This is a genomic window from Metabacillus sp. KJ11-3 (assembly GCF_055808295.1).
This window is the reverse complement of the sequence record NZ_CM147865.1, coordinates 4,794,955-4,817,268: the sequence shown is the minus strand read 5'-3', so window position 1 is coordinate 4,817,268 and position 22,314 is coordinate 4,794,955. Positions and strand designations below refer to the sequence as shown.

General features: G+C 39.2%; 25 protein-coding genes. 3 read left to right on the top strand and 22 right to left on the bottom strand.

Annotated features, from left to right (window positions below):
- Positions 1 to 2: 2 nt before the first annotated feature.
- From spoIID to AC0L8O_RS23895, 4 genes are all read right to left on the bottom strand, one after another.
- Entirely contained in the window at positions 3 to 1,022 is a 1,020-nt protein-coding gene (gene spoIID, locus AC0L8O_RS23910; protein WP_473445792.1) for a stage II sporulation protein D, read from the bottom strand.
- 387 nt (positions 1,023 to 1,409) lie between these two features.
- The gene (gene murA, locus AC0L8O_RS23905) at positions 1,410 to 2,717 is read right to left on the bottom strand and encodes a UDP-N-acetylglucosamine 1-carboxyvinyltransferase (RefSeq protein WP_473445790.1); all 1,308 of its coding nucleotides are present in this window, start codon (positions 2,715 to 2,717) and stop codon (positions 1,410 to 1,412) included.
- 32 nt (positions 2,718 to 2,749) lie between these two features.
- Positions 2,750 to 3,478, bottom strand: coding sequence for a YwmB family TATA-box binding protein (locus tag AC0L8O_RS23900; protein WP_473445788.1), 729 nt, complete (start codon positions 3,476 to 3,478; stop codon positions 2,750 to 2,752).
- A gap of 159 nt (positions 3,479 to 3,637) precedes the next feature.
- Positions 3,638 to 3,868, bottom strand: a complete 231-nt coding sequence (locus AC0L8O_RS23895) for a DUF1146 family protein (RefSeq protein WP_216775141.1) — start codon at positions 3,866 to 3,868, stop codon at positions 3,638 to 3,640.
- 483 nt (positions 3,869 to 4,351) lie between these two features.
- Between AC0L8O_RS23895 and AC0L8O_RS23890 the strand changes: the two genes are divergently transcribed.
- Positions 4,352 to 4,849, top strand: coding sequence for a hypothetical protein (locus AC0L8O_RS23890; protein ID WP_473445786.1), 498 nt, complete (start codon positions 4,352 to 4,354; stop codon positions 4,847 to 4,849).
- Positions 4,850 to 4,968: 119 nt separating this feature from the next.
- Here the strand turns inward: AC0L8O_RS23890 and AC0L8O_RS23885 are convergent, their stop codons facing one another.
- From AC0L8O_RS23885 to AC0L8O_RS23805, 17 genes are all read right to left on the bottom strand, one after another.
- Positions 4,969 to 5,364, bottom strand: coding sequence for a F0F1 ATP synthase subunit epsilon (locus AC0L8O_RS23885; RefSeq protein ID WP_026563116.1), 396 nt, complete (start codon positions 5,362 to 5,364; stop codon positions 4,969 to 4,971).
- 25 nt (positions 5,365 to 5,389) lie between these two features.
- A complete protein-coding gene (atpD, locus tag AC0L8O_RS23880; RefSeq protein WP_026563115.1) occupies positions 5,390 to 6,808 on the bottom strand; it encodes a F0F1 ATP synthase subunit beta in 1,419 nt (472 codons plus the stop codon).
- A gap of 181 nt (positions 6,809 to 6,989) precedes the next feature.
- Positions 6,990 to 7,847 carry a F0F1 ATP synthase subunit gamma gene (locus AC0L8O_RS23875; RefSeq protein WP_026563114.1) on the bottom strand — a complete coding sequence of 286 codons (858 nt, stop codon included), beginning with the start codon at positions 7,845 to 7,847 and terminating at the stop codon, positions 6,990 to 6,992.
- Between the two features lie 168 nt (positions 7,848 to 8,015).
- Positions 8,016 to 9,527 (bottom strand): F0F1 ATP synthase subunit alpha, encoded by a 1,512-nt coding sequence (atpA, locus tag AC0L8O_RS23870; RefSeq protein ID WP_216775138.1) that lies wholly within the window; start codon positions 9,525 to 9,527, stop codon positions 8,016 to 8,018.
- 15 nt (positions 9,528 to 9,542) lie between these two features.
- Entirely contained in the window at positions 9,543 to 10,088 is a 546-nt protein-coding gene (locus AC0L8O_RS23865; RefSeq protein WP_473445784.1) for a F0F1 ATP synthase subunit delta, read from the bottom strand.
- Entirely contained in the window at positions 10,085 to 10,606 is a 522-nt protein-coding gene (gene atpF / locus AC0L8O_RS23860) for a F0F1 ATP synthase subunit B (protein WP_473445782.1), read from the bottom strand. The genes AC0L8O_RS23865 and atpF overlap by 4 nt, the downstream gene beginning before the upstream one ends.
- A 354-nt stretch (positions 10,607 to 10,960) precedes the next feature.
- A complete protein-coding gene (gene atpE / locus AC0L8O_RS23855; RefSeq protein ID WP_026563110.1) occupies positions 10,961 to 11,173 on the bottom strand; it encodes a F0F1 ATP synthase subunit C in 213 nt (70 codons plus the stop codon).
- Between the two features lie 77 nt (positions 11,174 to 11,250).
- A complete protein-coding gene (gene atpB, locus AC0L8O_RS23850; protein ID WP_473445780.1) occupies positions 11,251 to 11,985 on the bottom strand; it encodes a F0F1 ATP synthase subunit A in 735 nt (244 codons plus the stop codon).
- 22 nt (positions 11,986 to 12,007) lie between these two features.
- Positions 12,008 to 12,376: an ATP synthase subunit I gene (locus AC0L8O_RS23845; RefSeq protein WP_368658117.1), complete on the bottom strand. Its 369-nt coding sequence runs from the start codon at positions 12,374 to 12,376 to the stop codon at positions 12,008 to 12,010.
- Between the two features lie 7 nt (positions 12,377 to 12,383).
- A complete protein-coding gene (locus AC0L8O_RS23840) occupies positions 12,384 to 12,605 on the bottom strand; it encodes an AtpZ/AtpI family protein (RefSeq protein ID WP_026563107.1) in 222 nt (73 codons plus the stop codon).
- Between the two features lie 219 nt (positions 12,606 to 12,824).
- Complete coding sequence (locus AC0L8O_RS23835; RefSeq protein ID WP_473445777.1) at positions 12,825 to 15,050, bottom strand: S8 family serine peptidase; 2,226 nt, start codon at positions 15,048 to 15,050, stop codon at positions 12,825 to 12,827.
- 88 nt (positions 15,051 to 15,138) lie between these two features.
- Complete coding sequence (gene upp, locus AC0L8O_RS23830) at positions 15,139 to 15,768, bottom strand: uracil phosphoribosyltransferase (protein ID WP_026563105.1); 630 nt, start codon at positions 15,766 to 15,768, stop codon at positions 15,139 to 15,141.
- Between the two features lie 144 nt (positions 15,769 to 15,912).
- Positions 15,913 to 17,154: a serine hydroxymethyltransferase gene (glyA, locus tag AC0L8O_RS23825; protein WP_473445775.1), complete on the bottom strand. Its 1,242-nt coding sequence runs from the start codon at positions 17,152 to 17,154 to the stop codon at positions 15,913 to 15,915.
- Positions 17,155 to 17,674: 520 nt separating this feature from the next.
- Positions 17,675 to 18,247, bottom strand: coding sequence for a TIGR01440 family protein (locus AC0L8O_RS23820; RefSeq protein WP_473445773.1), 573 nt, complete (start codon positions 18,245 to 18,247; stop codon positions 17,675 to 17,677).
- A gap of 15 nt (positions 18,248 to 18,262) precedes the next feature.
- On the bottom strand, positions 18,263 to 18,709 hold the full coding sequence (rpiB, locus tag AC0L8O_RS23815) for a ribose 5-phosphate isomerase B (RefSeq protein WP_026563102.1): 447 nt from the start codon (positions 18,707 to 18,709) through the stop codon (positions 18,263 to 18,265).
- 36 nt (positions 18,710 to 18,745) lie between these two features.
- A complete protein-coding gene (locus AC0L8O_RS23810; RefSeq protein ID WP_473445771.1) occupies positions 18,746 to 20,032 on the bottom strand; it encodes a methyl-accepting chemotaxis protein in 1,287 nt (428 codons plus the stop codon).
- 26 nt (positions 20,033 to 20,058) lie between these two features.
- Positions 20,059 to 20,511: a low molecular weight protein arginine phosphatase gene (locus AC0L8O_RS23805; RefSeq protein WP_473445770.1), complete on the bottom strand. Its 453-nt coding sequence runs from the start codon at positions 20,509 to 20,511 to the stop codon at positions 20,059 to 20,061.
- Between the two features lie 214 nt (positions 20,512 to 20,725).
- Between AC0L8O_RS23805 and AC0L8O_RS23800 the strand changes: the two genes are divergently transcribed.
- Positions 20,726 to 21,130: a GTP-binding protein gene (locus AC0L8O_RS23800; protein WP_473445768.1), complete on the top strand. Its 405-nt coding sequence runs from the start codon at positions 20,726 to 20,728 to the stop codon at positions 21,128 to 21,130.
- On the top strand, positions 21,103 to 21,669 hold the full coding sequence (locus tag AC0L8O_RS23795) for a GTP-binding protein (RefSeq protein ID WP_473445766.1): 567 nt from the start codon (positions 21,103 to 21,105) through the stop codon (positions 21,667 to 21,669). The genes AC0L8O_RS23800 and AC0L8O_RS23795 overlap by 28 nt, the downstream gene beginning before the upstream one ends.
- Positions 21,670 to 21,711: 42 nt before the next feature.
- On the opposite strand, the gene AC0L8O_RS23790 is transcribed toward AC0L8O_RS23795, so the two are convergent.
- Positions 21,712 to 22,272, bottom strand: coding sequence for a manganese efflux pump MntP (locus AC0L8O_RS23790; protein WP_473445764.1), 561 nt, complete (start codon positions 22,270 to 22,272; stop codon positions 21,712 to 21,714).
- Positions 22,273 to 22,314: the final 42 nt, after the last annotated feature.

Here is a 22,314-nt window from a genome sequence, read left to right as displayed (position 1 = left end):
CTTTAATTTTTGGCTGTATATTTAGATAAGAATGGTTCTGCTTCAGATACCTTTGTTCCATTATAATAATGAGCAATAATTTGTTCATATGTTTTGCCATCTTCCGCCATAAAGTTTGCCCCGTATTGGCTCATTCCGACTCCATGGCCAAACCCTTTTGTTTCAATCACAACGGAGTCACCTTTGATTTCCCATGTGAAATCACTTGATTTTAGGCCTAATTCTTCTCTTATTTGCCTTCCAGTAAACTGCTTTCCATCTATTTCAACCTTAGCGACGCGTTTTCCTGGTGTTAGTTCGGTTATTTTTCCAACTGTCCCGCTTGATGTATCGAGCTTTACGCCTAATGTACTTTCAAAGTCTTTAATCGTAATCACTTTTTTATCGTAAAATTTAGGAGAATTTTTGTCCCATGAGCTTTTTACACTTTTCAAATAAGGAATGGCTTCTGTCCAATAAGCCTCAGAGTTTTCTGTATATCCATTGCTTGTTGAGAAAAATGATGCATCAATTGGCTGGTCTTGATATGTAAGGATTTTTCCTTGTGTCGCTGCAACGGCTGCTGTGATTTTTTGCAGCTTTGATTCATATTTGTCTCCCCAAATGGCTTTTAACTCTTCCGGATTTTTATATACTTGATGCATTTGAGTGTCTGTTACAGCTGCACCATCAGGTGTACTTATTGGTCCATTCATAAGCTGTTTTGTAATATATGTTCTCGCTGCTAGTGCCTGTGCCTTTAATGCTTCTGCTTCAAACTCTGCAGGCATTTCAGATGCAACAACACCAATCACGTACTCTTCCAGAGGAATGGATTCGATTTGTTTTGTTTGGCTGCGGTATACAGGTACATCTAATGGCGACTCAGCAAGCACTGGTACCTCCGATTTTGCGACGGTTAATTCTTCCCCCAATTTTCCCTTTGATTGCTCCATAAATGGTGTAACGAGTAGTGTCGGAATGAGGAGTATAATGATAAATAATCCCCCAAATGCGAAGAGAATTGGTTTAACTGGTTTCATGTTCGGCCTCCAATTGGTTTAGGATGAGTAGTATGTCTATAGTTCATCTTATGGCCGTGGACAAGCAATTATGACTGAAAAAAATATGGACAATGTACTATTTTAGTGGGAATGGACAATCATTTTTAATGTATGCGCAATTAATTAGAAAGTTAATCGAATTCTTTTGTATTGTGGTTGAAAAACTTAAATTGTTAGCGTAATCATTCAAAAAACTGGTCGAATCATTGGATGATTCTTAAGCTCGTCCCCACTCCAGTGCTGTATTTGAAAAAATCCCTTAATCTATGTATAAACTCCCTCAAAAATAGGCACTCTAATAAAGTCGTTAAAAAATAAAAGAAGCAGATCGCCATTTTAGACTTCTGCTTCTTTTATAAAGGCATATTAATCTGATACGGCAGCTTGCTGCTGATCAGACGTAAATGTTGTAATTTCTTCTTTCACACGTTCGATGTCTGCGCCGATGCCTGCAAGTTTTTCGTGGAATGCTACATAACCACGATCTAAATGCTTAAGTTCAGTAACACGAGTGTGGCCTTCTGCACATAGTCCTGCCAGGATAAGTGCTGCGCCTGCACGTAGGTCTGTTGCTGCTACTTCAGCACCTTGCAGCTTGACAGGTCCGTTGATGATAACAGAACGTCCTTCAATTTTAATATCTCCATTCATGCGACGGAATTCTTCAACATGCATGAAGCGGTTCTCGAAAACTGTTTCTGTGATCATACTTGTTCCGTTTGCACATAATAGCAATGCCATCATTTGTGATTGCATGTCTGTTGGGAATCCTGGATGTGGCATAGTTTTGATGTCGACAGACTTCAGTTTTTCCGGTCCGATGACACGTAAACCTTCTTTTTCTTCGACGATTTTTACGCCCATTTCTTCCATTTTTGCTACTAGTGATGTTAAGTGCTCAGGAACGGCTCCTTTGACAAGGACATTTCCACCAGTTATCGCTGCAGCGACCATAAATGTACCTGCTTCAATGCGGTCAGGAATGATTGTGTGGTGTGCACCTGTTAATTTTTCCACACCTTCAATACGAATTGTTCCTGTACCAGCTCCACGGATTTTTCCACCCATGGCATTGATATAATTAGCTAGATCCACAATTTCAGGTTCTTTCGCTACATTTTCAAGGACAGTTGTTCCATCTGCAAGAGCTGCTGCCATTATAATGTTTTCTGTTGCGCCAACGCTTGGGAAGTCTAAATATACTTTTGCTCCCTTTAGTCTTCCATTTACCTCTGCTTCAATAAAGCCGTTACCAACTTTAATAGAAGCTCCCATTGCTTCAAAACCTTTTAAGTGTTGGTCAATTGGACGTGAGCCAATTGCACAGCCACCTGGTAATGCAACACGTGCATGACCATTACGAGCTAATAATGCTCCCATAACTAAAACAGATGCGCGCATTTTTCTTACATATTCAAATGGTGCTTCTGTTTTTAGCTCTTTTGATGCATCTACAATCACTTGATTATTTTCAAAATGTACATCCGCGCCTAGATGGCGAAGAACTTCATTAATTGTATACACATCGGAGAGCGTAGGTACATCACAGATTATACTTTTTTCTTCACTTGCTAATAAAGATGCAGCGATAACTGGTAGAACGGCATTTTTTGCTCCTTCAACTTTTACAGTGCCGTTTAACCTACGACCGCCGCGGACGATGATTTTTTCCAAATTATTCCCCTCCGCGTCCCAATTTCTCTATATTAATATTCAGACGTAATGATTGGTGTTCCTATAACGACCGTAGTTTTATCGCCCATTCCGTCAGATCTTAATGCAATTTGAATGTTCATCTTATCTTCTTTTGTTGGAATATAATCTTCCCAAAGTGAGGTCTTAGCTGATACCGAAAGAAAATCTTGTTCCGTGAGCTCTTCAATCGGTTTTGCGTTGAACTCTGTTAGTAATTCATCCATTGTCTCATTCAAAACTTCTTCCATCTTATCACCTACTATGCCTTCGATACAAGCATATATTGTAGGATTTTCTTGGAAAATGTCGAATGATCTTTGAGTAAAGAATGTATCCATATCATTCCAATTGCGATTAGTACCTACACCTATGACCTCATAAAGGATATACGATTGTTTTTCATCATTTGTGAGGGTGGCGAGAAACTGGAGTTTTTCCGTTATATTTTTTTCTTTATTTTCATAAACACCGATCGCTTTAAACACGTCGTCTTCATGTTTATACGTCCAAGTATATTGACGATATTGCTTCGTCATTTGTTTCAATTCTTGTATAGATTTATTTTCGACAAACTTTTTTGAATATAAAGACCATTTCGAAATCTCTACATTTTCGTTTTCCATCCGTTCTGCAATGGATGATAATTTTGATTGATTCTCAAGCGCTACTATATGATTGGCTACCAAACTGAAGATAATTGATAACGTTAAAACCATCATTCCTATCCCTTTATTTCTCATATACGGTCACTTCCTCTCCTTAGTAACATTGTTACCGGATTATCAGTGTCCATACGTGGAAAAACTCGTCAATATTAGACAAGGTGGAAATCATTCTTTGTTATCCCAAACGCATATGTAACCATACATTCCCTCTTTCAAAAAGTGGTAAACCCCTTGTTAGAATAGTGTTGGAAGTTGCTGAGACCATAATAAATAATCCAGGAAAAAATTACTTACAATAGATCCAATAGCGATAGTTAACAATATGAGAAGTACTCTTGCTTGAATCACTTTGCCCGCTTTTATCCATTTATCAATATTTAGTGCTTGTAAGGCCCACCACGTTACAATGATGAAGGCTAGGTGCACGATCATACTGATTAAGGCCAGTTGTCCATAATCGGGCATACTTCACCCCTCCACTTATCCTCATATCACTTGAGAATAACGCTTATTTTAAAGACACACAGCAATCTCAATCTTACCTGATTTAAGCCAAAAAACAACCTCATATTTTCCTATTTAAAAATGTAAATATTTCCGTGTTTTTAGACTTAGTTTCTTCGGTATATACCCTTGACTATTATATAGGGAAAATCCTGTAACATGATTGATTTTTGTTTTTAACAAAAATTTAATGAATGGTGTCTATGATTTTACAAAGTACACACAATATTTATTTTACTACGGGAAGATACCCACTATATTCCTCATTTATGAAATAATTGTTACAGATTTTCATTTGTAAATTGTGTGGTATACTTTCATGGAATCATTTAAGAAGTCTTGTTGTTAAAATATGTTCGTTTTATTGCGCTCCACTATAGAGTCAAAATAGGATTCATGAGCAACAATTTTTACGAGAACAACCTATGAAAAAGGGGGAGTTAGATGCAACTTAATTTTGATCATCAATATGATGCAACATTGGAATATGCAAAACAATTACCTTCTTTTGATAATATTTACGCAGCGCAAGCATTTTATTACGAATTCCGACAAGAACATCTTCACCTATTAATGGAAATTGCAAATGAATACCAAGTCGCCCTTGATGATTCAAAGAACAGTCTTATTGCATTGGAAAATTTGTATTTTTCATTATTTAAAAATAATAGTTTCTTTGATTTACAGGTGACGATTGAAGAGTTTGAGACAAGCATGGGTATTTATGTGTGTGATGTATTAGTTAAACAGCACCCTAACAAAGCAGAATGGCTTGTAGAGGCTTATGCTTATGGTGATTATCAATATGTTATGGGAGTCCGTTACGGCCGTTATAATCAATATTTTCAGAACTTATTTCCTCAATTTTATTTAATGAATAAAGATGCAGAGAAGCAGGAGTTATTAAGACGTTATCAGCGGATGGAAAAACGCTGTAATTAGAAAAACTTGGTTAATCGCCATGCCCTAATGGAGAAAGCCTTAGTTCTTTTCTTAAATTCAAATGCTTTCTGATAGTATAAATAAAAAAGGATGGTGCTAAGGGCACCATCCTTTTTTTGTTATCTCGTTACATCTAAACGGTTGATAGCACGTTTTAATGCCAATTCAGCTCGTTTGAAATCGATATCTTCTGTTTTTTGATTAAGACGCTCTTCAGCACGTTTTTTAGCTGCTTGTGCACGGTTTACATCAATTGATTCCGCAGTTTCAGCTGCTTGAGCTAAAATTGTTACCTTATCAGGTCGGACTTCGATAAAACCGCCAGTTACTGCAACGAATTCAGTGCTGCTCCCTTTCTTTAGGCGAACTGCTCCAATTTGTAATGGAGCAACCATTGGAATATGGCCTGGTAAAATACCAAGTTCACCACTTTGAGCTTTTACACTCACCATCTCTACGTCTGCATCGTAAACTGGGCCATCGGGAGTAACGACATTAACTAATACTGTCTTCATACTCATACCCTCCTAGGTCCCAAGATTAGGCTTCTACACCCATTTGTTTTGCACTTTCAATAACTTCTTCAATACGTCCAACAAGACGGAACGCATCCTCTGGAAGGTGGTCATACTTACCTTCTAGAATCTCTTTGAATCCACGAACTGTTTCTTTAACAGGAACATAAGAACCAGCTTGGCCAGTAAACTGTTCCGCAACGTGGAAGTTTTGAGATAAGAAGAATTGAACACGACGAGCACGTGCAACTGTTAATTTATCTTCTTCAGAAAGCTCATCCATACCTAAGATTGCAATGATATCTTGAAGCTCTTTATAACGTTGTAAAGTTTGTTGTACTTGACGAGCTACAGCATAGTGCTCATCTCCAACGATTTCAGGTGACAATGCACGTGAAGTTGAAGCAAGAGGATCCACCGCAGGGTAAATACCCATCTCAGATAATTTACGTTCTAAGTTTGTTGTTGCATCTAAGTGAGCGAAAGTCGTTGCAGGAGCCGGATCCGTATAGTCATCGGCTGGAACGTAAATTGCTTGGATAGATGTAACAGAACCTACGTTAGTAGATGTGATACGCTCTTGTAATTGACCCATTTCAGTTGCAAGAGTTGGTTGGTAACCAACGGCAGATGGCATACGTCCAAGTAGGGCGGAAACCTCTGAACCTGCTTGAGTGAAACGGAAGATGTTATCCATGAAGAATAGAACGTCTTGTCCTTGATCATCACGGAAAAATTCAGCCATTGTAAGACCAGTTAAGGCAACACGCATACGCGCACCAGGCGGCTCATTCATCTGACCGAATACCATCGCTGTTTTCTTAATAACACCAGAGTCAGTCATCTCGTGGTAAAGGTCATTTCCTTCACGAGTACGCTCACCTACACCGGCGAATACTGAGATACCGCCGTGCTCTTGTGCGATGTTATTGATTAATTCCTGGATTAATACAGTTTTACCTACACCGGCACCACCGAATAGACCGATCTTACCACCTTTGATATAAGGAGCAAGTAAGTCTACTACTTTAATTCCAGTTTCAAGAATTTCAACTTCTGTTGAAAGTTGATCAAATTTAGGAGCTGCTCTATGAATAGGATCACGACGAGCATCTGCTGCAATCGGTTGATCTAAGTCAATGTTTTCACCTAATACGTTAAATACACGACCTAATGTTACATCACCAACAGGAACCGAAATAGGTGCACCTGTGTCAGTAACCTCTACTCCACGAACTAGTCCATCAGTTGTAGACATCGCAACTGTACGAACTGTATCATCACCTAAATGCAGGGCAACTTCTAAAGTAAGATCGATCGCGACTTCATTTTCATTCGCTTCTGTTTTAATTGTAAGGGCATTATAAATGTCAGGCAGTTGACCGCTCTCGAACTTTACGTCAACAACCGGACCCAAAATTTGAGTAATGCGTCCTTTATTCATCGTTTTCCCTCCTATCATGAAATGCGTAAGGCGCCCGCTAATCGGCGACAAGCATAAGGCGAATAGGAATAGAAGGTGTTCTTTACCTTCAATTCCTATTTGACTTATGACTCGAGCCGATGGCGCCTGGAGCTAGACACCAACACTAAGTACGATGTCTATATTTTAAATAGAATACTGTCTATTCCAATGCCGCCGCTCCACCAACGATCTCTGTGATTTCCTGAGTGATCGCAGCTTGACGCGCACGGTTGTATGTCAAAGTAAGTCCATTGATAAGTTCTTTTGCATTATCAGTTGCATTTTTCATTGCTGTCATACGAGCTGCGTGCTCAGAAGCCTTACTATCAAGTAGTGCTCCATAGATGAGACTTTCAGCATACTGTGGTAACAGCACTTCAAGGATTTCTTCTTGGTTTGGTTCAAACTCATAAGAAGTTAAACCTTTGCTTGAAGAAATACCGGAAAGAGGAAGAAGCTTCTTCTCTGTCACATCTTGTTGAATCGCACTAACGAAGTGGTTGTAGTACAAATATAGCTCATCATAAGATCCGTCTGCAAACATGTTTACTGCACCACTTGCAATGTCCTTAATGCTAGCAAAAGATGTTTCGTCACCGATACCAGTAATTTCTGAAATCACGTTCATTCCACGCTTTTTAAAGAAATCACGGCCCATTTTACCGATTGCAATGATCACAAATTCATCATTCGACTTGTGACGTTTTTGAATTGTTTGGTATACAGCACGTAAAACACTACTGTTAAATGCTCCTGCCAATCCACGATCTGACGTGATGACCAAGTATCCCGTTTTCTTAACAGGTCTGCTCTCTAACATAGGATGACTTACGTCTGTGCTACCGTTCGCGATGCTTGCAACAACCTCCTGGATTTTTTCCATATAAGGTCCAAATGCTTTCGCATTGTTTTCAGCACGGTTAAGCTTTGCAGCTGAAACCATCTCCATCGCTTTTGTAATCTGACTTGTCTTCTTAGTAGAAGTGATTCTTGATTTTATGTCGCGTAATGATGCCAAAGGTTTTCACCACCTTTATTTATACTATCGCAAGGAATAAAATTTTCATGGATGATAGTATAAGAAAAACTAAGGCTTTCGCCATTAGCTTGGCGACAAGCCAAGTTTTTCTAAAAAATCATCTATAACATGCTGAGTGAAAGCTCAGAGAGCCTTCACTCATATAAATTATTGTTCAGAAGGAGCAAATGTCTTTTTGAATCCTTCGATCGCTGCTATTATTGCTTCATCTTTTGGAAGTTTACCAGTTGTACGGATTTCTTCTAAGACAGCTTTATGATTTTGTTCTGTGTATGCATGGAACTCATCTTCAAAACGATTGATATCTTCTACAGGGATATCATCTAAGAATCCTTTTGTTAATGCATATAGAATCATAACTTGTTTTTCAACCTTTAAAGGTTTGTTAAGACCTTGTTTCAGTACTTCAACTGTACGAGCACCACGGTTTAATTTTGCTTGTGTTGCTTTATCAAGATCAGATCCGAATTGAGCAAATGCTTCAAGTTCACGGTATGAAGCAAGGTCCAGACGTAATGTACCTGCAACACTCTTCATCGCTTTAATTTGCGCTGATCCACCAACACGAGATACAGATAAACCTGCGTTAATCGCTGGACGAACACCAGAGAAGAAGAGGTCAGACTGAAGGAAGATTTGTCCATCAGTGATTGAGATAACGTTTGTTGGGATATAAGCCGAAACGTCACCTGCTTGTGTCTCGATGAATGGTAATGCAGTTAGAGAACCTGCACCTTTTGCATCACTTAGTTTTGCAGCACGCTCGAGTAAGCGAGAATGCAAGTAGAAAACGTCACCAGGGTAAGCTTCACGGCCTGGAGGGCGACGAAGTAATAATGAAAGCTCACGGTATGCCGAAGCTTGTTTTGTTAAATCATCATATACAACAAGAACGTGCTTGCCATTGTACATGAACTCTTCACCCATTGTTACTCCAGCATATGGAGCCAAGAATAACATTGGAGCTGGTTGTGATGCAGAAGCTGTTACAACGATTGTGTAATCTAATGCACCGTGTTTACGTAATGTTTCAACAACACCACGAACTGTTGATTCTTTTTGACCGATTGCAACGTAGATACAAACCATATCTTGATCTTTTTGGTTCAAGATTGTATCGATTGCTACAGATGTTTTACCTGTTTGACGGTCACCGATAATTAATTCACGTTGACCACGCCCGATTGGTACAAGAGCGTCAATCGCTTTAATACCTGTTTGAAGTGGTTCATGAACAGATTTACGATCCATAACACCAGGTGCCGGAGCTTCAATTGGACGAGTTTTTGTTGTTTCAATTGGACCTAAACCATCAACTGGTTGTCCTAATGAGTTAACGACACGACCGATTAATGCTTCACCTACAGGAACCTCCATGATACGTCCTGTACGACGAACTTCATCACCTTCACGGATATCTGTGAAAGGTCCTAAAATAATGATACCAACGTTATTTTCCTCAAGGTTCTGAGCCATACCCATAACGCCGTTTGCGAATTCTACAAGCTCACCAGCCATGACATTGTCGAGGCCATGAGCACGAGCGATACCATCCCCAACTTGGATAACAGTACCAACATCGCTTACTTTTATATCAGACTGATAGTTTTCGATTTGCTTTTTTATAAGCGCACTAATTTCTTCAGCTTTGATGCTCATGAGTTTCACCCCTATCTACGATCTGTTTGCGACTAATTGTCGCTCTATACGTTCAAGCTTACCGCTAATACTACCATCATAAATGCGATTACCAATACGAAGTTTTACGCCTCCGATTAGCTTGGAATCAACTACGTTTTGCAAACGAAGTGAAGTCTTGCCAATCTTTTTTGCGAAAGAAGCGGAAATGGCAGATAACTCACTATCTGAAAGTGGGCGAACGGAATAAACGATCGCATCCTCTGTTCCACGGGCTTCATTTGCACTTTGTACAAAGTAATCAACGATTTCTGTTACAACATCCACACGATGACGATCAACTAAAAGATATAATGTATTCACAACCGGCAGTGACAGGCCGGAGAATGCATCCTTGATTATTGATTTCTTTGCTTCATTTGTAACTTTTGGATGGTTAAATACATTTATAAGTTCTTGATTCGTTGTAAAAACTTCTTTTACAACAAGTAATTCATTTTCGATTTGATCGATTACATTTTGTTCCTTTGCAAGTTGAAAAAGAGCTACTGCATAACGTTTTGCAACGATTCCTTTGCTCATCGACCTTCGCCTACCTCATTAATGTAGTCATTGATCAATTTCTCTTGCTCTTGTTCATTCAACTCTTTTTCGATTACTTTAGAAGCAATTAATACGGATAATGATGCAACCTGCTCGCGTAATGCTGCAACAGCCTGATCTTTTTCCTGCTCGATTTCTTTTAATGCTGAATCTTTCAAACGACCAGCTTCAGAACGAGCTGCCTGGATGATATCTTCTTTCTGTTGCTCACCAAGCTTTTTCGCATTTTCTACAAGAGCCTGAGCTTCTTGACGCGCTTGTTTTAATAACTCGCGCTGTTCTTCTACCAGCTTTTGTGCTTCTTTATTTCTTTCTTCAGAACTATTAATTTCATTAGCAATATGATCCTCACGTTGCTTCATCATGTTCATAACTGGTCCAAATGCAAACTTACCTAGCAATGCAAGAAGAATTAAGAACATGATAAGTTGGAATACGATATCACCTGTGTTAAGGCCGCCTGTCGCCGCACCTACAGCAAGATCAAAAGTTAACATAGCTCGGTTTCACTCCCTTCAAGAGTTCCATGATGGGTAAGTAGTTCACGGCTTCCGATGAACTTCGTATTTCTGCGTCAGCTCCTTCGTCAGCATCCTCACGTACACACAATAAGGTTCTTAGGCTAAATACTCGCACGTCCTGTGCGAAACGTCTAAGTCACCACATCCTGTGGTAGTCGGTGCTTCCTCAGTCGCTTCCTTGAACTACTCGTTCCTCGAAACCCTATTATTTTTTACATAGTATTAAAGCAAACCATTTTCATCAATTGTGTAAATATCTTTGCATAAAGCAATGGCGAAGGTTCGGTTTGAATGATCTTCGCCATATGAAAACATGTTTATTTTATCGAATTATGATCCCATTACGATGAATGCGATAACTACCGCGATGATTGGAATCGCCTCAACTAATGCTACCCCGATGAACATTGTAGTTTGTAATTTACCTTGCGCTTCAGGTTGACGCGCGATTCCCTCTACTGTACGAGATACGATAAGACCGTTACCAATACCAGCACCTAGTGCCGCTAAACCAATTGCAATTGCAGCTGCTAATAAACCCATTGTTAAATTTCCTCCTTTAAATGTATGAAAAATAGTATTCCTTTTGTTTTAGTTCAAGAGAACTGAACATATATTGATTAATGGTCATGGCTCACTTTGTGTGCCATATACACCATCGTTAACATAGTGAAGATAAATGCTTGGATTGCACCAACAAAGATACTAAATCCCTGCCATGCCAACATTGGAATTGCTGCGACAATCGAACCGAGAATTCCGCTTCCAAAACTTTCAGCATAACCGCTTGTTCCAAGGCTAACAAGCAAGCCCAGAAGAATTTCACCTGCAAAAATATTCCCGTAAAGACGAAGACCAAGCGTTAATGTGTTCGCAAATTCTTCAATTATCTTTAGTGGAAACATGAATGGCATCGGCTTGAAAAAGTCCTTACCATATTCAGATGCACCCTTCATCTTGATTCCATAGTAGTGTGTTAACGCTACTACTAAAATAGCAAGTGTTAATGTAATTGCAGGATCTGCAGTTGGCGATTTCCACCATAAATCATGTCCAACAACGATGGCAAAAGGTAATCCCAGCATGTTTGATACAAACACATACATCAGGAGTGTAATACCCAGCGTTAAAAAACGTCCGCCTGTTTGCCAGTCCATTGTGCTGCCGATAATGTTTTTGACAAAATCAACAACCCATTCAATGAAATTCTGCATACCTGTCGGCTTCATCGCTAGATTGCGTGTTGCAGCAAAGGCGATGATAAAAACGATTAAACTGGCAATCGTAATCATTAATACATTTGATAAATTAAAAGTAAGACCTAAAAAATCCCTCACAGGAGCTCCGTGACCCAATAGATTCACCTCTCTTCCTAAACTAAGCGCGTGAATGTTGAATAACAAAATCTATCATAATAACGATGTACATCGTCATTAATCCAATAATGACACTAATTAAATCAAAATACTCTGGAAACTTTAGTGCGAAAAATACCGCTACACCGGCGGCTGCCATTCTGGACGTTGTTCCCAATGAGCCCGCCTTCCGCCCTTCATCTAATGCGCGTCCAAATTGTTTGTGCTTTCTTACCATGATCCACAGGTTGTAAAGAGTTATGCATGTCCCAAGAAGCAACCCCAGAAATACTGACTGATACTCCGTAAATCCCCAGCCTAAAACGTAAAGGGCAAGCAGATAAAATATGTACTTTCTATATCTTTGAAACATCAGTTGCATATCAGACATGAAATAGTTAATCTCCTGAGAAATAGTGGTGGACTAATTTCAGCATGGCATAAACTCCAGCAGCTAGTCCTAGCAGAAGGCCTAAGATCAAAAACAGAGGCTCTGTTTTTAAATAATTGTCAATCCATTTCCCAGTAAATACACCTATTAAAATAGAGCCAACTAATTGGGAAAGGATAGCTGACATGAGGCCCATCGCATGAAGTGGATGGCGTTTTTTTTGTCGCATTTTATAAATCCTCTATCTTGATTTATTAACGGATTTAGGGGGTAAAACATGGGATTTGAATGATATTGTAAACCTTATCATTATACCCTCGTATAGCATACAATAGGGAAAATATGATGTCAATTGGTTTAAAGTTAAAATGTTCACAATCCAACCAAATCCTCACAATTCGTTCACATTTAAACGCTTACTGGTACTTGACTTGCTTTATCGAATTAATTATTCACCTAGTAAAATATCTGTTTCTAAATAATTTTCCTGCCCATTTTTCTTCGCAAATACAATGGCTTTATAATCGCCTTTAGGCACCTTCATTTCTTCTGCATTTATTTCTCCGCCGATCAACCCTCTCGGCGCTTGTTGCAGCCAATCTAAATACCCGACAAATGTTAGTGAATCCGGATCATATAACGCAATGCCGGCTTCATCTGCACCACCTGGTAAGTACATTTGATATTTAAACACATTTGGTTTGTCACCGTAAGTGAACTCAAACCCCATAATTCTAGGATAGTTGGGCTCATCAATAACATACGCATATGGAATTTCGACTGTTTTTCCATCTTGTTGGATTGATAGCCATCCTTCATAAATTCCCTGTTTCATTTGACTCGGTGTAAGATCAACGCCCACTTCCACCTGTTTCTTTTCTCCCGGCTCCAACTCCATTTTTCCTGGAAGTACCCATCTGATGCCAGGTTTATTTTTTGGCGTTTGAAATGTGATGGTTTTCTTCATATTTGATTGATTATCAATGGTTACCTTTTCTATTTTTTTCGTTCTTGGGTGGTTTGTATCAAACTGCCCGAATGATAGAGCCCCAGGATAGATGAGCACTTCTGCTTCAATTGCTTGTTTTACATTTATTCTCCCCGCACCTTGCTGATTTGGAGCTAATCTTTTCCCTTTTTCATCTAATAAGGTAACGGCATTGTTCATAAGCGAAGCTTTTATTTGTTCAGGTGTCCACTTTGGATGAGCTTGTTTTATAAGTGCGCATGCTCCTGCAACATGTGGTGCCGCCATGCTCGTTCCATGTAAGGATAAATAACCGTCAGGTACTGTGCTGTCAATTGCTACCCCTGGTGCAACAATATCAGGCTTTATCGCCCATGTCATTGTGACAGGACCTCTTGAGCTAAAATCCGCCAGCTTATCTTCTTCTTTTTTATAAATGGTTCGAATAGACGGATTTTGTTCAATTTGTTTTTTTATTGCCACCCCATCTTTCTTGGAAATGGAAGCGGCGGCTATATCTAATGGAACTTCAAGTGAGCCCGCAAAGTTTCCTTTTACATTATTATAAATGATAACCGCTTTTGCACCGTGTTTTTTTGCGTTTAACACTTTTTCGATAAATGGAATCTTACCTCTTTCAATAAGAGCTATTTTTCCTTTGAGTGAGTCTTTCATGTCAACTTCACGGCCAAGACCGACATATTCGATTTCATCTAACGATTTAAGATCCCATGGCTTTGCCCCTTGTAATGTATGGATCGGAATTTCTTTCTCCACTCCAGCCACAGATAGATATGGCAGATATATCGGTGGAGAGGATGCTCCTACTGTGATAGCCTTGGAGGATGTTCCCGGAGATCCCACTGTCCAAAGATCAGGACCTGAATTTCCACTGGAGGTAACAGCCACAATCCCCGCTTCAACTGCTCGGTCAAGCGCCAGGCTTGTTGGCCAATCCGGACCGTTCACATTATTTCCTAGTGATAAATTAATAATGTCCACTTTATCTTTAATTGCCCGGTCGATTGCTGCGATTACTTGATCTGACGTGCCCATACCACCTGGACCTAATGCCCGGTACGCAATAATTTCCGCTTCTGGAGCCATTCCTCTTAGCTTGCCGTTCGCCGCAATTATGCCTGCCACATGTGTTCCATGGATGGTACCTTCCCCTTTTATATCTGACGTTTCCATTGGATCCTGATCACCATCAATCACATCGTAGCCTCCGGCAAAATTCCTGTGTAAATCGGGATGCTCATAATCAATGCCCGTGTCAATGACAGCCACCTTTACCCCTTTGCCTGTTAAGCGTTGATCACCCGTGTCGAATAAGCCTCTTACCTCTTCTCCTCCAATGAATGGAACACTTTCATTAATTTGTGACACATAGGAAATGATTGGACTCGCATGCAGCACAGCTTTATTTTCTTTTATTTTATTTAGTTCGTTTACAGGGCCTTCTATTGAAAATCCATAAAACACATGTTGATAGGTTTGATGAATGACAACTAGCGGTTCCTTAGATAATAATTCATTTATGCGTTCAAACTCTTCTTTTTTAACAATCACCATGATTTTTTGATTTTGTTGTTGATCCACTTCCGGAAGTGGCGGTCGATTCGGAAACGTAATAGCTAGTACAGGCTGACTAAAAAAGAAACTAATAAATAGAAGAATACAGACAAAGATTTTATTTCCCATCATGTTCCACCTCCATTTTTAGTTTGTGCCTTCTTAGCTGCAAACATGCAAAAAGAGGATCGCTCCATATATGAGCGATCCTCTTTTACCATTATTTTGTTCCGTACAATCTGTCACCAGCATCACCTAATCCAGGGACGATATAGCCATGATCATTTAATTTTTCATCAAGTGCTGCAATGTAGATATCCACATCCGGATGTGCTTCTTTGACCACATCAACACCTTCTGGAGCGGCAATTAAACACATGAATTTAATATTTTTTGCTCCGCGCTTTTTCAGGCTGTTAATCGCTTCAACTGCTGATCCCCCAGTTGCTAGCATTGGATCTACTACAATTAATTCACGTTCTTCTATATCAGAAGGAAGTTTTACATAGTACTCAACCGGTTGTAATGTTTCCGGATCACGATATAACCCAACATGTCCAACTTTAGCAGCTGGAATTAATTTTAAAATTCCATCTACCATTCCAAGTCCTGCACGAAGAATCGGGATGATCCCCAATTTTTTACCAGAAAGAACTTTTGATTTTGCTGTTGTAACCGGTGTTTCAACATCTACTTCTGTTAATGGTAAATCTCTTGTAATTTCAAACGCCATTAAACTTGCTACTTCATCAACAAGTTCACGAAATTCCTTTGTACCAGTTTTGCTATCGCGAATATATGTAAGCTTATGCTGAATTAATGGATGATCAAACACGTATACTTTCCCCATCAAATCATCTCCTTTTCTTTGACACTTCAATAGATTTTACAGAAAAACAAACACAGTTTCAAGTTTACGGTGAGGTATTTCGCAGGAAATTATACAAAAAAAAGATCAGACCTATCATTTAGATCGGCCTGATCTTCTTACTTTTTATAAATTGCGGTATAAAGGGAATTTGCTAGTTAGGTTTTCAACACGTTGTTTTGCTTCAGCAAGTTTAGCTTCATCATCATGGTTTTTAAGAGCGAAGGCAATGATGCTTCCGATTTCATCCATTTCGTCTGAACCGAAACCACGGCTTGTTACAGCTGCTGTTCCGATACGAATACCACTTGTAACAAATGGGCTTTCTGTTTCAAATGGGATTGTATTTTTGTTTACTGTAATACCGATCTCATCTAATACGTGCTCAGCTACTTTACCAGTTAACTGAAGAGAACGAACATCTACTAATAATAAGTGGTTGTCTGTTCCACCAGAAACAAGTGTTAAGCCTTCAGATTGAAGCTTTTCAGCTAGGCGTCTTGCATTATCAATGATGTTTTGTGCATATGTTTTGAAGCTGTCTTGTAATGCTTCACCAAAAGATACAGCTTTAGCTGCGATTACGTGCATAAGTGGTCCACCTTGGATACCAGGGAAGATCGACTTGTCGATTTTTTTACCGAATTCTTCTTTACAAAGAATCATCCCGCCACGTGGTCCGCGAAGGGTTTTGTGAGTAGTTGTTGTGACGAAATCTGCATATGGCACAGGATTTTCATGAAGTCCCGCTGCAACTAAGCCGGCAATGTGTGCCATATCAACCATGAAATACGCTCCTACTTCATCAGCGATTTCACGGAATTTTTTGAAGTCGATTGCTCTTGGGTATGCACTTGCACCTGCTACGATTAATTTTGGTTTGTGTGCTAATGCTTTTTCACGTACATCTTCATAATTAATGCGGTGAGTTTCTTCGTCAACACCGTATTCTACGAAATTGTATTGCACTCCACTGAAGTTAACAGGGCTACCGTGTGTTAAGTGACCGCCATGAGATAAGTTCATTCCAAGAACTGTGTCACCATGCTCAAGGATTGTGAAGTAAACTCCCATGTTTGCCTGTGCACCTGAGTGAGGCTGAACGTTCACATACTCAGCACCGAAAATCTCTTTTGCACGGTCTCTTGCAATGTCTTCTAAAACATCAACATGCTCACAACCACCATAGTAGCGGCGACCAGGGTAACCCTCTGCATATTTGTTTGTTAATACAGAACCTTGAGCTTCCATAACTGCTTCACTAACAAAGTTCTCTGAAGCAATAAGCTCGATTTTTGATTCTTGACGAGTACGTTCTAACTGAATGGCTTCAAATACTTTCACATCTTGTTCTGGTAAATGTTTCATCGTTCGTATCTCCCTTCATATTAACCACATTTTATCTTCGTTTATTTCCATCTTTATTTTACACGCTAAAGGGATAGAATGTAAAAGATTTTCTGAAATAATTATGGTTTTTTTAACGTTTTGTGTCGATTGTCCATTAAAAACCGAATAATGGTGTGCAATTTCGTTATTAATATTCGCTTTGGTATGTTGTTCCTTTTTAAATATATACAACCTATTGTCGTTACTTTTTCTCACAATGTCAACTATAAAGAGAGAATATTTTGAGAGTTTTTTAGTGAAGGTCCAAAATTAATATCCCAAGTTAGAAAGTTCTTATTCAAGCTGCCCGATACCCGATAGGAGCACTTATTTGCGATTTTCGGAATTTATTTGCGATTTTGGAAATATATTTGCGATTATTAGATTTTATTTGCGATTTTAAAGATTTATTTGCGATTTGTCATTTTTCGACAAATTACGCAAACCACTCCTCCTTTCTCAATAAAAAAAGAGCCAACCTAAGTTGACCCCACTACTTTTACCGACATGATTGATTTTCTTTCGTTTGCTCATATACAGCTCTTACGCCGCCGATTAATTTCGGGCGGGTTTTCGCCATGGTCACATGGGCAGAGCCAATTTGTTTTACTTTGCTTCTTAATGGGACAGCGACATGTTTTAAGTGCATGCCTATAAATGTATCGCCAATGTCAATGCCTGCGTCGGCTTTAATAAACTCAACGACGGTTGGGTTATCCATATGCTGGTAGGCATAGGTTGCCATGGCCCCTCCGGCTTTTCTAACCGGAATAACGGAGACTTCTTCGAAACCTTTTGTTTTGGCTATTTTTCTTTCGATGACAATAGCGCGATTCAGGTGCTCACAGCATTGAAATGCTAGTTCCACTCCTGTTTGCTTCCGAAATTGGTCCAATGTTTCAAAAATCATTTCTGCTACTTCTTCTGTTCCGGCTGTACCGATCTTTTCGCCGATGACCTCGCTTGTACTGCAGCCAACTACGAGAATGTCTCCTTCTTGAAGATCGCTTTGAGTCTTAAGATCTGATAATAGACAAGAGAGATCCTGCATCCAGTCTTGAAGTTTTGTCATGATTTTAACATCCTTTTAGTTGTGTTCTTCTTCATACTTTGAAATTTTTCCAACACGTGTTGCGTGACGGCCGCCTTGGTATTCTGTTGTTAACCAGATTTTTGCAATATCTCTTGCAAGTCCGGGACCGATAACACGTTCACCCATTGATAAAATATTTGTATCATTGTGCTCACGTGTTGCTTGGGCACTAAATGTATCATGGACAAGTGCACAGCGAATGCCTTTTACTTTGTTGGCAGCAATGCTCATGCCGATTCCTGTTCCGCAAATTAAAATTCCTCGATCAAATTCGCCATTTGCTACCTTTTCCGCTACAGGCAGGGCGTAGTCCGGATAATCAACAGATGTTTCACATTCACAGCCCATATCTACGTACTCAATGTTTAACTCTTCTAGTAAATGAATGATTTCTTTTCGTATATTTACTCCACCGTGGTCTGAAGCGATCGCTACTTTCATAATATCCTCCTAAAGGTTTTACCTTTATTCTATCGCTTATATAACAAAGCGATCAATTGTTTTCCTTAATTCTTCTGAACTTTCAGCCAGCTTCTTCCCTAATTCGTTCATACTTTGGATATGATCTGATTGTTCTGTGATTGCTGAAGCAACTTCATGGGCACCTGCTGATGTTTGTTCAGCAATGGCTGCCACTTCTTCTGATTGTGCACCAGTTTTTTGAAGTGAGTTCATTTGCTGGTGAATGAGGTCGCTAATATGGTTTACCGCTTCAGCAACATCAAGAATCGATTGACCTGATTGATCAAGTAATTTGGCAGATACTTGTCCGTTTTTTGCTTGATTTTTTGCTGTTTCCACTTGATCAGCTATTTGAGTTACAACATTTTGGACTTCTTGTTGAATATTTCCGATAAGCCCTGTGATGCCCTGAACTGCTTTTGCACTTTCATCAGCAAGCTTACGTACCTCATCGGCAACTACCGCAAATCCCTTACCATGTTCCCCTGCCCGCGCTGCTTCAATCGAAGCATTTAAGGCAAGAAGATTTGTTTGGTTGGCGATATCACCTACTAGAGAAACGATGCTTGAAACTTCATTAGCATGCTGCTCTAAGCGGCGTACAGCTGTCATGGATTTTTCGTTTTCAATCGCTAGTGTTTGGATTCCCTCAATCAATCCTTCATAAACTTCTTTACTTTCATGTAGTGAAGTCACCATTTCTTTTGACAATTGTTCAGATGAAGCTGCTTTTCCTTCAACTTGTGAAGCGAATTCAATGATGTCTTCTACTGACGTAGCAGTTTCTTGAATGGCTACTGCGGATTGATCTGCTCCACGCGAGATTTCCTGGACGGTAATTAAAATCTCATCCGCCTGCTTTGATGCACTGCTTGAAGCATTGGCTATTTGACTAACTTGATCATTTGTTGTTTGAAAATTAGCCTCAATACTGTGCACCATATTACGCATATTATGAAGCATTTCGTTAAATGCAATGCTTAATCCTCTAATTTCATCATCACTATTTGTAACAGGAACATCTTCTTCAATATCGCCTTTTGCTGCTTTATATGCGGCAGTTTCAAGCTTTTTTAGAGCTCTTGTAATAAATCCAGATCCAAAAAAGGCCAAAACCCCCGACCAAAAGATCCCCATCAACAGTGTAATAAGAGTAAAGATAGACGGTGATACGATATGATCAACGTATTTCACGATAAAAGATATGAAAATGGCACTTGTTGAGTACGTAATCACAGCAAGTATTGTGACTAATAAAACAAGCTTCATGCGCAAGCTAAACTTGTACTTTTTGTCTTCCATGACGATTTCTCCTCCAAAGGGTTGAGTCATTTCTCTAATTTTAAAATAAGCTTTTCAATTAATTTTTCTAAATCAGTTAAGGTTTGGCGATACATTGGCAGCGGACCACCGAATGGATCTGAGATATCTTGTGTGACTTCTTCTTCAGGATCTGACACATATTCGGCAAGTGTATAGGTTTTTCGACCTACATGGGGATAAAGGTCAATGACCGATTGCTTGTGCTGATTTGTCATCGTTAAAATAATCGTTGCCCAATCAGCGAGCTCCGCTGTTAAACCAGAGGACTGATGATTACTTGAAATTCCTTTTTCCCTTAAGGCTTCAACAGCATTCGAAGAGGCCTGATACCCATCAACAGCAAAAACCCCCGCTGACTTCACTTGAATATGATCAGAGCTTTTCCCATGCTTCAATAACGCCTCCGCCATCGGACTTCTACACGTATTTCCCGTACAAACAAATAGTACGTTCGTCATATAAAAACACTCCTTTTTTCTATTATAATCAAAAATTGTGTCGGAAAGTAGTCTTATGAAATGCGAAAATAACAAATATATGTGAAGGGTCTAAAGAAATGTTTGTTGTAAAGGTTTTGTGAACATTTCTGTTATTTGTTGATGATTGTCTAAGAATCACCTATGATAATAATTAATAAATCGGAATGTTTCTTATTTAAAGCGAGGGATAAAGATGAATGCACCTATAAAAGTCTATCTCTTAAGCGGATTTTTAGGAAGTGGAAAAACAACCGTCTTAAAGAGAATGGTAAAGGAATTTAAAAACAGGAATATGAAGCTGGGAATTATTCTTAACGAACTTGGTGATACGAATGTGGAGCAGCACTTATTTGAAGATGAAAGAGCCTATGAATTGTTAAATGGATGTATTTGCTGTTCCATTCAGGATGATCTAAAAACAACACTAAATCAGTTTGTCCAAAGTCCTGTTGATGTGCTTTTAATTGAAGGAACCGGTGTGGCCAATCCGCAGGAAATTATTGACGCACTTTCAAGCCCGGACTATATCGATTACTTTTCCCTTACGTCTTTGATTAGCCTTGCTTGTGGATGCCAGTCATTTTCTCGATTATCATAGTATTTTTTCAAAGCTCGAAGGAAATTCGACAGTTACTTAAAGAACAAATCTCCCATGCTTCATTACTAATTGTTAATAAAACAGACCTTGTTTCATCTAAAAAGCTGGAAAAAGTAATGACAAAGATAAAGGAAATGGCTAGTGATCAGGCAAAAATTATTTTGTCGGAGTATGGAGAGGTTACGTTCGAAGAATTGCTGGCAGCCAGAATCAAAACGATCGATTTATTCAGTTCTAACTGTTCGAATCATCTGCCACATCACACCATAAAAGCAATTAAAATAGAGGACATCCCTTCTATTGATAGAAAGACGTTTGTCTCTTGGTTAAAAGAATTACCGAAGGACATTATTCGCGGAAAAGGTTTTGTGCGTTTTCATGATGATCCTTTTCTTTATTCATTTCAATTCGCATCGAAGAAGGTTTATTTTGAGAAAGTTGATGGCTCTGCAACAGAAACGCCCATTATTATTTTGATTGGAAACCATCTGGATCCGAGTACAATTCATTCTTCCTTTGACTATGCATTTTACGCGTAAACTAAAAAAGAGACTGCCCCCAAACAGTCTCTTTTAAATCTATTAAAATGGCAAAAGGAGCTTAATTCCAAATGCCAGTAGAATACTGCCTCCTAATGCTTCACTATAAGACCCTAGCCAATTTTGAACCCGCTTTCCAATTAAAAGTCCCATCCATGTCAGCACCATACTAACTAGTCCAAAGATTGCAACTGTAAGAAATGTTTTGGCTCCATAGATTCCTAAGCTTAATCCGACTGAAAAACTATCTAAACTGACACTTAATGCAAACACAATGAGACCGAAGCCGACCGGTGTAATAAAGGGATCTTCATCTTTTTTAAAGGAAGCAACTACCATTTGAATGCCTAATAAAATAAGAAGGGTGCCACCTAATAGTGTTGCAATTGTTCCAAAGGTGTCACTTAACAGCCTCCCGATTAACATTCCCACTAATGGCATCCAGATGTGAAAAACCCCAATTGTGATCCCTATGTAAAAAATCTGTCTAATTCTTAACCTAATTAAGCCCATTCCAAGGCCGACCGAAAATGCGTCCATTCCTAGAGCTAGTGCCATAATTAGTAATGTTAGCAGTTCTCCCGCCATTGTTTCTATACTCATGTTCCCCCTCCTCGGACACGCCTAATTCACTTTATGCGTGTC

What these genes read in the sequence shown, in the direction of transcription:
- spoIID (WP_473445792.1), bottom strand. Translation starts at nt 1,022, where the DNA reads ATGAAACCAGTTAAACCAATTCTCTTCGCATTTGGGGGATTATTTATC.
- AC0L8O_RS23900 (WP_473445788.1), bottom strand. Translation starts at nt 3,478, where the DNA reads ATGAGAAATAAAGGGATAGGAATGATGGTTTTAACGTTATCAATTATC.
- AC0L8O_RS23895 (WP_216775141.1), bottom strand. Translation starts at nt 3,868, where the DNA reads ATGCCCGATTATGGACAACTGGCCTTAATCAGTATGATCGTGCACCTA.
- AC0L8O_RS23890 (WP_473445786.1), top strand. Translation starts at nt 4,352, where the DNA reads ATGCAACTTAATTTTGATCATCAATATGATGCAACATTGGAATATGCA.
- AC0L8O_RS23885 (WP_026563116.1), bottom strand. Translation starts at nt 5,364, where the DNA reads ATGAAGACAGTATTAGTTAATGTCGTTACTCCCGATGGCCCAGTTTAC.
- atpD (WP_026563115.1), bottom strand. Translation starts at nt 6,808, where the DNA reads ATGAATAAAGGACGCATTACTCAAATTTTGGGTCCGGTTGTTGACGTA.
- atpA (WP_216775138.1), bottom strand. Translation starts at nt 9,527, where the DNA reads ATGAGCATCAAAGCTGAAGAAATTAGTGCGCTTATAAAAAAGCAAATC.
- AC0L8O_RS23865 (WP_473445784.1), bottom strand. Translation starts at nt 10,088, where the DNA reads ATGAGCAAAGGAATCGTTGCAAAACGTTATGCAGTAGCTCTTTTTCAA.
- atpF (WP_473445782.1), bottom strand. Translation starts at nt 10,606, where the DNA reads ATGTTAACTTTTGATCTTGCTGTAGGTGCGGCGACAGGCGGCCTTAAC.
- atpE (WP_026563110.1), bottom strand. Translation starts at nt 11,173, where the DNA reads ATGGGTTTATTAGCAGCTGCAATTGCAATTGGTTTAGCGGCACTAGGT.
- AC0L8O_RS23845 (WP_368658117.1), bottom strand. Translation starts at nt 12,376, where the DNA reads ATGTCTGATATGCAACTGATGTTTCAAAGATATAGAAAGTACATATTT.
- AC0L8O_RS23840 (WP_026563107.1), bottom strand. Translation starts at nt 12,605, where the DNA reads ATGCGACAAAAAAAACGCCATCCACTTCATGCGATGGGCCTCATGTCA.
- AC0L8O_RS23835 (WP_473445777.1), bottom strand. Translation starts at nt 15,050, where the DNA reads ATGATGGGAAATAAAATCTTTGTCTGTATTCTTCTATTTATTAGTTTC.
- upp (WP_026563105.1), bottom strand. Translation starts at nt 15,768, where the DNA reads ATGGGGAAAGTATACGTGTTTGATCATCCATTAATTCAGCATAAGCTT.
- glyA (WP_473445775.1), bottom strand. Translation starts at nt 17,154, where the DNA reads ATGAAACATTTACCAGAACAAGATGTGAAAGTATTTGAAGCCATTCAG.
- AC0L8O_RS23820 (WP_473445773.1), bottom strand. Translation starts at nt 18,247, where the DNA reads ATGACAAAACTTCAAGACTGGATGCAGGATCTCTCTTGTCTATTATCA.
- rpiB (WP_026563102.1), bottom strand. Translation starts at nt 18,709, where the DNA reads ATGAAAGTAGCGATCGCTTCAGACCACGGTGGAGTAAATATACGAAAA.
- AC0L8O_RS23810 (WP_473445771.1), bottom strand. Translation starts at nt 20,032, where the DNA reads ATGGAAGACAAAAAGTACAAGTTTAGCTTGCGCATGAAGCTTGTTTTA.
- AC0L8O_RS23805 (WP_473445770.1), bottom strand. Translation starts at nt 20,511, where the DNA reads ATGACGAACGTACTATTTGTTTGTACGGGAAATACGTGTAGAAGTCCG.
- AC0L8O_RS23800 (WP_473445768.1), top strand. Translation starts at nt 20,726, where the DNA reads ATGAATGCACCTATAAAAGTCTATCTCTTAAGCGGATTTTTAGGAAGT.
- AC0L8O_RS23795 (WP_473445766.1), top strand. Translation starts at nt 21,103, where the DNA reads ATGCCAGTCATTTTCTCGATTATCATAGTATTTTTTCAAAGCTCGAAG.
- AC0L8O_RS23790 (WP_473445764.1), bottom strand. Translation starts at nt 22,272, where the DNA reads ATGAGTATAGAAACAATGGCGGGAGAACTGCTAACATTACTAATTATG.